At 71.7% G+C, this 10439-nt stretch carries 10 protein-coding genes and 1 pseudogene; 9 read left to right on the forward strand and 2 right to left on the reverse strand.

Going from position 1 to position 10439, the window contains the following annotated elements; translation table 11 throughout:
- The 4 genes from SD626R_RS01605 to SD626R_RS01610 all read left to right on the forward strand — a co-directional run.
- The coding region (locus SD626R_RS01605) for an RIO1 family regulatory kinase/ATPase domain-containing protein (RefSeq protein WP_092562574.1) at nt 1-753 on the forward strand (753 nt) is incomplete at its 5' end.
- Between the two features lie 72 nt (nt 754-825).
- Nucleotides 826-969, forward strand: coding sequence for a hypothetical protein (locus SD626R_RS16635; protein ID WP_158298359.1), 144 nt, complete (start codon nt 826-828; stop codon nt 967-969).
- Nucleotides 970-1146: a hypothetical protein gene (locus SD626R_RS16640; protein ID WP_176697244.1), complete on the forward strand. Its 177-nt coding sequence runs from the start codon at nt 970-972 to the stop codon at nt 1144-1146.
- Between the two features lie 148 nt (nt 1147-1294).
- Nucleotides 1295-2092 carry an FAD-binding protein gene (locus SD626R_RS01610; protein ID WP_092562577.1) on the forward strand — a complete coding sequence of 266 codons (798 nt, stop codon included), beginning with the start codon at nt 1295-1297 and terminating at the stop codon, nt 2090-2092.
- Between the two features lie 93 nt (nt 2093-2185).
- Here SD626R_RS01610 and SD626R_RS01615 read toward each other — a convergent pair whose 3' ends face one another.
- A complete protein-coding gene (locus tag SD626R_RS01615; RefSeq protein WP_092562580.1) occupies nt 2186-4570 on the reverse strand; it encodes an alpha-amylase family glycosyl hydrolase in 2385 nt (794 codons plus the stop codon).
- 103 nt (nt 4571-4673) lie between these two features.
- On the opposite strand from SD626R_RS01615, the gene SD626R_RS01620 reads away from it, so the two are divergent.
- The 4 genes from SD626R_RS01620 (at nt 4674) to SD626R_RS01630 (ending at nt 9387) form a co-directional block, all read left to right on the forward strand.
- Nucleotides 4674-6860 carry a DUF7997 domain-containing protein gene (locus SD626R_RS01620; RefSeq protein WP_092562583.1) on the forward strand — a complete coding sequence of 729 codons (2187 nt, stop codon included), beginning with the start codon at nt 4674-4676 and terminating at the stop codon, nt 6858-6860.
- Between the two features lie 305 nt (nt 6861-7165).
- Nucleotides 7166-7555 carry a hypothetical protein gene (locus SD626R_RS16220; protein WP_137782681.1) on the forward strand — a complete coding sequence of 130 codons (390 nt, stop codon included), beginning with the start codon at nt 7166-7168 and terminating at the stop codon, nt 7553-7555.
- Nucleotides 7556-7761: 206 nt separating this feature from the next.
- Nucleotides 7762-8232, forward strand: coding sequence for a Rieske (2Fe-2S) protein (locus tag SD626R_RS01625; RefSeq protein WP_092562586.1), 471 nt, complete (start codon nt 7762-7764; stop codon nt 8230-8232).
- 138 nt (nt 8233-8370) lie between these two features.
- The gene (locus tag SD626R_RS01630; protein WP_092562589.1) at nt 8371-9387 is read left to right on the forward strand and encodes a hypothetical protein; all 1017 of its coding nucleotides are present in this window, start codon (nt 8371-8373) and stop codon (nt 9385-9387) included.
- Nucleotides 9388-9411: 24 nt separating this feature from the next.
- On the opposite strand, the gene SD626R_RS01635 is transcribed toward SD626R_RS01630, so the two are convergent.
- A complete protein-coding gene (locus tag SD626R_RS01635) occupies nt 9412-9858 on the reverse strand; it encodes a DUF5788 family protein (RefSeq protein ID WP_092562592.1) in 447 nt (148 codons plus the stop codon).
- Nucleotides 9859-9985: 127 nt separating this feature from the next.
- Between SD626R_RS01635 and SD626R_RS01640 the strand changes: the two are divergent.
- A pseudogene (locus SD626R_RS01640) lies at nt 9986-10439 on the forward strand (YkgJ family cysteine cluster protein); the annotation flags it as partial.

A 10439-nucleotide genomic window follows, 5' to 3' on the forward strand; every position in this document is an offset into this window, starting at 1 on the left:
CGGTGTCTCGACCGCGAGCTGATCCAGCGGAAGACGATCCAGTACGAGGGGTACCAGCTCACCTTCGAGGGGTACGACGCCCTGGCGCTCCGGACGTTCGCCGAGCGCGAGACGATCGACGGCGTGGGCTCGCCCCTGGGGTTCGGTAAGGAGGGCGACGTGTACGAGGCGCAGTCGTTCAAGCCGCTCGCGCTGAAGTACCACCGCGAGGGGTACACCAACTTCCGCGAGGTGAACCGCGAGCGCGAGTACACCGCCGACCGCGACCACGTCTCGTGGATGTACACCGCGCGCAAGGCGGCCGAGCGCGAGTACGAGGCGATGGAGGCGATGTACCCCGACGTGAGCGTGCCGCGACCCGTCGATCACAACCGCCACGCCATCGTGATGGACAAGTTCGACGGCGCGGAACTCGCCCGCGCGACGCTCGAACCCGAACAGGCCTCCGCGGTCCTCGATTTAGTCCTCCGCGAACTGGTCACCGCGCACGACCTCGGCTGGGTCCACGCTGACATGTCCGAACACAACGTCGCGGTCGCCGAGAGCGGCGTCACGATCTTCGACTGGCCGCAGGCGGTCCCCGTCGACCACGAGAACGCCCGCGAGTTCCTCGAACGCGATATCGCGAACCTCCTGCGGTACTTCAGCCGAAAATATCCCCACGAGGTCCCCCGAGACGCCGATATCGAGGGGATCGCCGCCGCTGTCGCCGACGGCTCGTTCGAGACGGTTCGGACGTTCGCGGCCGAGTAAATCGCATAGCGCGATACGAAATTCGATTCTCCGACCTGAACCGATTTACTTTTTTAGGCTGGCCTAAATAATATGCGACGAGACGCGGACGGACGGGTCGCGATGCACTCGGGGCGTAAACCGTGGTACGAGGCGTCTCCGTCTCCGGTAATCCCGGAGGAGACGCGTCCGATCGACCGCGAGCGGGTCGCGGACGCCGTCCGGGGGGACCGGTAGATGCGCGCCCGCGAGTGGGCCGTCGCGGCGACCTATCGCGACCCGACCGACTACGGCGTCCCGGCGCTGCCGACGTGGCGGGTCGAACGCGACGCGTGCGGCGGCCTCGCGTTCGCGGCGACCGACGGCGACGAGCCGTTCATCGCCGCCGCCGACCCGGTTCGGGTGCGTCGATGAGCGAGGCGCCCACGGTCGCTCGACCGCGCATCGCGACCGACCCGCGGGACCGAAGCTCCTACCCCCTCTCGCCCGCGTCGACGGGTATGGATCTGACTCACGGGCGGACGGCGAACCGGTCTCGACGGACTCGACGGGTGATCGACCAATGAGCGACGACGCGACCGCCGACCGCGACGCGGTCGTCGTCGGCGGCGGCGTCGCCGGGCTCTCGGCGGCCGTCTTCACCGCGCGGCAGGGACTCGACACCCTCGTGGTCGACGCCGGCGAGTCGATCCTCCGGCGGAACGCTCACCTGGAGAACTTCCCGGGCTTCCCGCTCGGCGTGAACGCCAGACGGCTGCTCGACCTCCTCGGCGAGCAGGCCGAGACCGCGGGCGCGGACCGGCTCGACGCGCGGGTGACGCGGGTTGCGGCGCTCGACAGTTCCGGCGACGCTGACTCCGCCGGTACCGACGGCGACGGCCCCGACAGAGGCGCCCCCCGCTTCGCCGTCGAGACCGACGGCGACGACCGGATCCGGACGCGGCACGTCGTCGCGGCCACGAAGAACGAGGTCGGCTACCTCGACGGCATCGACGGCGTCGGGATCCTCGACCGCGGGAAGGCGTACGTCGACGTCGACGAGCGCGGCCGGACCGGCGTCGACGGCCTGTACGCGGCGGGGCGGCTCGCGGAGAAGCCGCATCAGGCGGCGGTGTGTGCCGGCCACGGCGCCGAGGTCGCGGTCACGTTACTGGAGGACGACGACGCCCCCTTCTACCACGACTGGGTGGCGCCGGCGGGGTACTTCACCGACCGCGGGCGCGAGGTACCGCCGGGGTGCGAGGAGATCGACGACGACGAGCGCCGCGAACGCGAGGCCGCCTCGCTGGACGCGACCCGCGAGCGGTTCGCAGAACCGCATCCCGACCCGCAGGAGACGCACCCGAGCCTGGGGGAGTGACCGATGCGGAGCGCGACCGCGACGTGACCGCAGACGGCGGTGCGCGGTCGGCGGCGAGACGATCGGTAACAGGAGCCCGAGGGCATCTGACCCTCACCTGAGGACGGCGACGGCGCCGACCTCGATCCGGTCCCCGATTTCGACCCCGTCTCGGGTCTCACTCCCGTTTCCGACCTCGCTCCCGTCCCCGACGGCCGTCCCGTCGAACAGGTCGGCCTCGAACCCGTCCGGGATCGCGACGGTCGCGGGCTCGCTCGCGAAGTTGACGACGACGAGGAGGGCGTCGCCGTCGGCGGGCGCGTCGGGGCCGCCGCCCGCCCCTCCGCCGTCCGGCTCGTCCTCGCTCGATCCCTCGCCGTCGCTCGCCCCCGTCCGGACCCACGCGGTCACCCGCTCGGGGTCGCCGTCGACGACGGTCACGCCGGCGGCGTCGAACGCGACGGCGCCCTCGCGGAGGAGCGGCTCCCGCCGGCGGAGCGCGGCGAGGTCGCGGTGGAAGTCGGTGAGGTCGTTGTCGCCGTCGTGCCAGCGTACGGGGCCCCGGTACGTCTCGTTGCCGCGCTCCTGCCCGGCGTAGATCATCGGCGCGCCGGGGAGCCCGAAGACGGTCGCGGCGGCGGCCTTCAGCGCGTCGCGACCGTGCTCGGCGAGGTACCGCTCCTCGTCGTGGTTCTCGACGTAGCGCATCTGGCGGCTCGGATCGTCGAAGCCGAGCCACGCGGCGCGGTCGAACGCGCCGGCGACCGCGTCCGCGGGGGTCCTCCCGGCGCCGACGTCGCCGAGGACCTCGTACAGGGAGCTGTCGTAGTGGAGGTCGAACTCCCCCTCGCCGTAGGAGGGGTCGTGCGGGAGCGTCTCGTCGAGCAGGAGGCAGTCGTCGGGGACGCGGTCGCCGACCTCCTTCCAGAAGCCGTGCGGGACTCCCCACGCCACGTCGGCGCGGAAGCCGTCGACGACGGCGGCCCACTCGTCGACCACGTCGAGCAGCCACGCGCGGACGGTCGGGCTGTCGAAGTTGAGGTTGGGGATCCGTCCCCAGTCGAAGTAGTACTCCGGCGCGTCGCCGTCGTCGAGTTCCGCCCAGTCGGTGTCCGTCACGTCGAATGCGCCGTCTGTCCGCCGGTAATGGTCGGCGTACTCCTCGACGCCCGCGGCGTGCAGCTGGAAGGCGGGGTGATCGCGGGAGGTGTGGTTGATGACGAGATCGAATATCACCCGGATCCCGGCGTCGTGGCAGGTCTCGACGAGCGACTCGAACGCCTCGCGCGAGCCGAGGTCGCTCGCCGTCTCGTAGTAGTCGGTGACGTGGTAGCCGTGCTCCGTCGGCGAGGCGAGCACGGGGGTCAACCAGAGCGCGTCGACGCGCAGGCTCTCCAAGTACGGGACCCGGCGCTCGATCTCGCGGAACGTCGTCGGCAGGGTGTCGCCCGCGAACGACCTGACGAAGACCTCGTAGATCGTCGGCGCGTCGGCCCACGCGGGCGGGGTGTGGGGATCTGCGACCGCGACCGACGAGCGCCCCCCGGGGTCGCCGTCGCGCCCGATCCGCACCGTCTCGACCGCCCCGTACCGTCCCGCGTGCGGGACCGCGTGGACCCGGAACCCGTCGCCGTCGAGCGCGGTATCGGGGAGTTCGTCGATCGGGATCGAGAGCGCGGCGCCGCCCGCCAGCGACTCGATCCGTGCGACCGTCTCGGGGTCGGCGTCGCGGTCGTCGACGAGGAACTCGACGTCGACGTCGCGGTCTCGGCTACCGCCGTCGACCTCGTCCGATCCGTCGGCGTCGCCCAGCGCTGGCGGGGCGTCGACGTCGGCCGTCAGGACGACCGTCGGCTCGTCGTCCTCGTCGTCCGCGCCGCCCGCGCTGCTTCTCTCGGCGTCGCCGCCTTCCCCCTCCTCGACGCGCGCGTCGAGTGAGAGACGGGGGCGTCCGGGACCCGAAACCTCGACGACGCCGCCGCGTTCGGTGCTCCGGTCGTCGTCGACGACGAAGCCGAACCCGTGACGGCCGGGCGGCGCGCGGGTCTCGACGACCCAGTCGTCGCCGTCGCGCTCGGGGCGGTCGCGGGCGAGGAGCCGGTCGTTGTGCGCCCACAGCAGCGAGACGCGGTCGGCGTCGTCGGCGGGGAGCTCCGCCGCGGGAACGCGGAGTTCGACCTCCCGGCGCTCGTCCGGGAAGGCGCGCACGCGCTGGCGGTGCGCCCCGTCCGGCGCGTCGAGCGTCAGGACGTAGGTCCCCGGCGCGTCCGGCCGGAGGTGGACGACCGGCGCGTCCGACCGACTCGTCGCCCCGCGGCGGAGGACCGGCTCCCTCCGTCCGTCCGCTTCGCCCTCCGGCCCGTCGCCGCGGCGGACGGCGCTTCCGGGCGGCGCGTCGCGGACCGTCCACTCGTACCTCCCGTTCGGCTCCGGGGATCGCGGCGCCAGCTCGACCGACTCGCCGACGCTCGTCGTCCGCGGGGGTCCCGGCTCGTGCATGGGGGTACCCGGGCGGCCCCCGGCTTGAGGGTTTCCGTCCGGCGGGCGCGCGACCGACCGAGACACCGAAAACTGATACGCTGCGGGGGCGTCCGGCCGCGTAATGCAACTCCGCGACGCGCTGGACGACTACAAGCGCAACGCCGGACACCCCACCCGGTTCCCCGGCGAGCGGCGGACCGTGACCGGGCGGTTCTCCGGCGGCGACGGGCGGCTGGTCCACGTCGACGAGGGCGGCGAGCTCCGGGACTTCGGCTACCCGCTGACCGGGCGGACCGGGCTGGTCCGCTCGCGGATCGGGCTCGCGGTCGGCGGCGACGTCGCCTGGCTCGACGAGGTCCCCACCGAGCAGCGGTACGTCGGCGACGCGACCCTGATCGAGACGGTCCACGAGGCTGACGCCGCGACCGTGACCCGCCACGACGCGACGGTCGGGAGCGCGCACGTCACGCGCGCGACGGTCGACGTCGGCGAAGACGGCCACGCGAACGTCGACCCCGAGGCCCTCTCGCTCGTCGTCTACGCCCGGTTCGCCCCGGACGGCCGCGACGACCGGATCGGCCAGCTCCGGTACGACGACGCGGTCGAGGCGTACCACGCCGACGAGCACGACTTCCTCGCGAGCGCCACCGGCTTCGCGGACCTCCGGGGGCAGCTCCCGACGCCGTTCTCCGAGCTCCTCGACGAGTCCCCGACCGACCTCCCCCGCGGCCGCGACGGCGACCGCCGCGACGAGGAGCGTCTCTCCGGCGAGGTGATCGCCGACGTCCCCTTCGAGGACGGCGCCGCGACGGTCGCGTCGCTGTTGACCGACCGCGGCGAAACGACGCGCGAGGCGGCTCGCGCCCGGCTCGACGAGCTGTTCGCGGAGCTCGACTCGGTCGACGCGCTCGCCGCGGCCGCGGACGGGACGACGCCCTCGGTCCCCGCGTCCGCGCCGGCCCGCGAGTCGGTCGTCGCCGACCTCCGGGTGCTCTCGCTGCTTTCGGCCGAGTCCGGGCTCCGAATCGCCGGCCCCGACTTCGACCCCCACTACGCGACCTCCGGCGGCTACGGCTACACGTGGTTCCGCGACGACGCCGAGATATCGACGTTCCTCCTCGGCGCCGACGACCGGCTCGGGCTCGGGCTCGACGACTGGCACGCCCGCTCGGCCGAGATGTACGTCGCCACCCAGCGCCCGGACGGCTCGTGGCCCCACCGCGTGTGGCCGCGGGACGGCGCGCTCGCGCCCGGCTGGGCGAACGCCCGGATCGAGGACGGGCCCGACGTGGACTACCAGGCCGACCAGACCGGGAGCGTCGTCGCCTACCTCGCGCAGGCGCGGGCGGCGGGGGTAGACCTCCCGGACCTCGACGCGACCCTCGTCGCCGCGCTCGCCGGCCTCGACGAGACGCTGGCGGCGGACGGCCGCCCGGTCGTCTGCCAGAACGCGTGGGAGGACAGCGTCGGCCGGTTCGCCCACACCGCGGCGACGTTCCTGGAGGCGTACAGCGAGCTCGCACTTCACGGCGAGGGGTTGGCGGCGAGCGCGCTCGACGGCGACGCCGGCGACGCGGGCGACGACGCCGACGCGGACGCCCCCGGTGCCGCCCTCGACGCCGCCGCCCTCCCCGACGACCTCGGCGGCCACGCCCGCGATCAGGCGACTCGGGTGTACGAGGCGCTCGACGACCTCTGGGTGCCGGAGCGCGGCTGTTACGCGCTCCGCGAGACGCCGGAGGGCGCGATCGACGACCGGCTCGACTCCTCGACGCTGGCGCTGGCGAGCGCGCACCGGTCGTTCGACGCGCTGGGGAGCAGCGATGTTGACGGGAGCGGTGATGCCGACGACGATTCCGGCGCCGTCGACGGCGAGCGGCTCGACCGGCTCGTCTCGCACGTAGAGACGGTCGTCGACGGGCTCGCCCGCGAGACCGACGAGATAGCGGGACTGACCCGCTACGAGGGCGACGCGTGGCGGCAGGCCGGGCAGCTCTCGGAGAAGGTGTGGAGCGTCTCGACCGCGTGGGGCGCGAACGCCTGCGCCGAGCTCGCGGTCCTCCTCCGGGCCCGCGACGATCCCCGAGCGGACGAGATGGCGGCGCGCGCCCGCGGGCTCCTCGCGCACGTCTCCCCCGGAGGTACGCTGTGCGAGCCGACGAGCTACCTCCCGGAGCAGTTCTTCGACGACGGGACGCCCGACAGCGCGACCCCGCTCGGCTGGCCGCACGCGATCCGGCTGGCGACCGTCGCGCTACTGGACGACGGGGGACTCCTCGGGGCGGACCGGCTCGCCACCGACGAGTGACGCGACGCGCTCACTCGATACGCAAACCCGACGAGCGGCTGCAATTGGGGTTATGCCCGGAGCTGCGGTGGCGCGTGCGGCTCGCGTCCCGCTGCCGCGAGGACGAAGTACGGTGCAGCAAGCCGCGAGAGTCGTCGCGGCCGGGGATGGGGAAATGTTCGTCGTTGCCAAACGGAGCAGGACGGAAGCCTGCCCGTTTAGCGGTATGAGATAGTCGACACAGCCCCCGTTATCCGGCTGCTCTATCATCGCAAATAATCTGAGCAACAATTTTAATTGATACCTTCTTTCACATCGATTAGAATATGCGTAAACAAGGTAATCACTGGAGTTTAGAAGTGACTGATGGCGTCCTCGTCGCCCGGTTCGAGAAAGGCATCGACTTTGACGCGTTCGGCGCTGAGGCATTTCCGGCATTTAAAGAATTGCTGGCTGCTCACGGCGACGATATCGTTGGTTCTGCGAACTTCGTTGCGGTTGACGAACATCTTGATAACGAAGTGTACGAAGTCTGGGAGGCTGCGGCAGAAGAGTACAGTGAACTGAGCAACTACCAGCGTGGGGCGTTCGTTGCGAACGGAATCACAAAATTTTCACTTAAGTCATCGCTCGAGGTCCCTGGTGCAGAAAACAAAGCGTTCGATGACTTTGAAACTGCGATTCAGTGGGTACGCACTGGAACCGTCCAAAACTGAAGAGTACTACGCTACGTACCGAGGCTACGTAACGTTCGAACGCACATTCTACCGGGGAAATATACCGTGCGATATGGTGGTAACTACTGCTGAGATTGATTCAAAGCCTCGATCAGCGCCGGTCCACCGATCGCACGAACCCCCACGTCATCCGTCGTGTCGGCGGAACGCAGAAGGTTGAAACGCGCCGCCAGTCACGAATACGTATGGACGCGGACCGTCGGATCGCCGCCGTCGACGAGGTTCCCGAGGACAGTACGCTGCTCGTGACGCTGCGGCCGGTCGACCCCGAGAGCGTCGACGACGGCGAGGGCGACGTGGGCGCGGCCGAGGACGGCACCCCCGAGGCGGAGGCGATCCTCACCCGGGCGGCCGGCGAGGTGCGCGCCTTCCGGAACTACTGCCAGCACTGGACCGACGTGCGCCTCGACAAGGACGACGGGGCGTTCGTCCGGAACGGCGAGGTGTTCTGTCAGAAGCACGGCGCCACCTTCGAGGCCGACGGCGGCTACTGCAACTTCGGCCCCTGCGAGGGCGCCGTGCTGGAGGGCGTCGACGTGGCCGTCGACGGCGACGGCGTTTACCTCGCCGACGACGCCTACGAGTTCGTTCGGCTCGGCCACGCGACCCGCGACGACGACGCCGGCGACTCGCGGATCGACTTCACCGGGAACTGAACGGGACCGGTGGGTCGAGGCCGACGGATGCGAAGCCGGCCCGACCGAAGCCGGATCGGACGGCTACACGGTCCTTTAGACTACGACGGCTCTTTGTGTCACGCCCGCGCATTTATGTGGCCCCGACCAACGGCGCGTATGAGCGATTCGAACCCCTCCAGGCGCCGGGTGCTCGCCGGCGGTCTCGTCGCGGCGGCGGGCGCGGTCGCCGGCTGCCTCGACGGTTCGCTGACGGCCGGCCCCGCGGACGGGACCGACGGCGACGATCAGGTCCTGGCGCTCACGCTCGACGACGCGGGCGAGACGCTCCGGGACACCGGCGTCGTCGACCCCGCGGAGACCGACCCGCGGTGGGACGAGGCCGCGTTCGCGGCCGCTCGCGCCGGGGGACGGTACACCGTCCAATACCGGAGACCGCTTCCGTCCGCGGCCGACGACCCGGCGTACGCCGTCCACGACGGCACGTACTACCGGCTCGACTCCGTCGTCGTCGACGAGGCGGAGGCGACCCGCCCCGTGCTCCGCCTGTTCGAGACCGACGGGAGCGACGCGGACGGTAACGGCATCGACGCGGAAGACGGCGACGCCGTCGAGAGCGAGGCGCTCCCCGGGGGGGACCGCCGCGCCGTCCGGATCGCTCACTTCTCGGCGCGGGCGCGGGGGAACCCGGGCGGCGTGCCGGTCGGACTCGTGGAGCGCGGCGGGTACGTCTACCGCGACGATGAGGCGATCGCCGCGAGCGAACTGCTCGCGCCGGACGGACCGGACCGCGTCGCGCACCGGGACATCGTCTACCGCGTCGAGGTCGCCCGCGAGCGGTTCCACGAGCCCGTGTACCGCGCCGTCGCCGAGCCGGTCGCGGAGTCGCCGGAGCGGATGGAGGCGATCCTCCGAGCGCGCACGGTCGGCGCGCGGATCGAGAGCGATGACCTCTCGGCCGACGCGCGGGCGGTGATCGAGGCCGCCAGACGCGGCGGGTACGAGGAGTCGCACCCCTACTCGGACGGGTACGCGGAGGTCCTCCGGGCGTTCCGCGAGCGCCCGTACCTCGACGGCAACGTCCGCAAGGACGCGGCGTGGACCGAGTCCGGGTCGGAGCGGGTCCGCTACGAGGGCCGCTACTACGACTACCGGCTCCTGTTCGAGTCGCCCTGAGCCGCGTCCGTCAGGCCCGTCCCGTCAGAACCGCGTGCGACCGCTCGCTCCGCCGGCGTCGTCGCGTCCCAGGGCCTTCTTCAGGAAGCTCATCCAGCGCTTCTGGTCGGCCGCCTCCTGCCGTTCCGCCTCCGTCTCCGGGTCGGGCGCGTCGAGGCCTTCCAAGGCGTCGAGCGCGCGGTCGATCCCGATTATCGACGCCGCGAGCTCCTCGCCGCGCTCGTAGCTCACCTCGTTCTCCTCGATCGGTTCGAGCCGCTCGATCCGCTCTCGCCGGAGGTTCCGCTTCGCGCGCTCGACGCGGTCGCGCTCGCCGGGGGGAATCGAGTCGCGCCGCTTGATCTCGAAGACGAACGACTGCAGCTCGATCGGCTCCCCCTGGACCTCGATCTCCTCGGGGATGTCCGCGCCTACCGTCGCGGCCTCGCGGTTCACCCGTTCGAGGAGCCCCTTCCGCTCGTACTCCTTCACGCCCGTCGGGTAGGGAGCGGTCGCACTTCGCTCCTTCGGCGCGGGCGAGCGGCTCGGGGCCCCCGGGGCGCCGCCGCCGACCTCGCGAAGGGACGACGTTAACCCGACCGCGCCGCAAGCAACCCCCATGGAATCGCTCGAAGCCGAGCTCTCGCGGGCCCGCGGGCTCGCCGTCGCCGACCTCGCCGACGCCATCGAGTCGATGGGCTTCGAGTGCACGCGCTGCGGCGGCTGCTGTACGGGCTACGCCCCCGACGAACCGGGTGGCGCGCCGGCGGGGGGAGGGGTCGGTGAGGGCGGCGGAAGCGGCGAGAGCGACGAGGTGGACACGGACGCCGGCGGGTGTCACGGGGGCGACGACACCGACCGCGAGCCCCACACGGCCACGGTCTTTCCGGACGAAGTCCGCGAGGTCGCCGCCGCGGCCGAGGTACAGTCCGACGAGTCTTACGACTGGCGCGACGTCGCCCGGCCGATGCCCTTCGGCCTCTCCGAGGGCGACGACGGCGAGCCGACCGGCGAGACGTTCGAGTGGGCGCTCGCGACCGACGACTGCGGCGACTGCACCTTCTACGAGGAGG

This window comes from Halorubrum sp. SD626R (assembly GCF_001261915.1).
Taxonomy (GTDB): Archaea; Halobacteriota; Halobacteria; order Halobacteriales; family Haloferacaceae; genus Halorubrum.

Excerpts from the sequence above, each read along its gene's own strand:
- SD626R_RS16635 (WP_158298359.1), top strand. The coding sequence starts at position 826 with ATGCGACGAGACGCGGACGGACGGGTCGCGATGCACTCGGGGCGTAAA.
- SD626R_RS16640 (WP_176697244.1), top strand. The coding sequence starts at position 970 with ATGCGCGCCCGCGAGTGGGCCGTCGCGGCGACCTATCGCGACCCGACC.
- SD626R_RS01610 (WP_092562577.1), top strand. The coding sequence starts at position 1,295 with ATGAGCGACGACGCGACCGCCGACCGCGACGCGGTCGTCGTCGGCGGC.
- SD626R_RS01615 (WP_092562580.1), bottom strand. The coding sequence starts at position 4,570 with ATGCACGAGCCGGGACCCCCGCGGACGACGAGCGTCGGCGAGTCGGTC.
- SD626R_RS01620 (WP_092562583.1), top strand. The coding sequence starts at position 4,674 with ATGCAACTCCGCGACGCGCTGGACGACTACAAGCGCAACGCCGGACAC.
- SD626R_RS16220 (WP_137782681.1), top strand. The coding sequence starts at position 7,166 with ATGCGTAAACAAGGTAATCACTGGAGTTTAGAAGTGACTGATGGCGTC.
- SD626R_RS01625 (WP_092562586.1), top strand. The coding sequence starts at position 7,762 with ATGGACGCGGACCGTCGGATCGCCGCCGTCGACGAGGTTCCCGAGGAC.
- SD626R_RS01630 (WP_092562589.1), top strand. The coding sequence starts at position 8,371 with ATGAGCGATTCGAACCCCTCCAGGCGCCGGGTGCTCGCCGGCGGTCTC.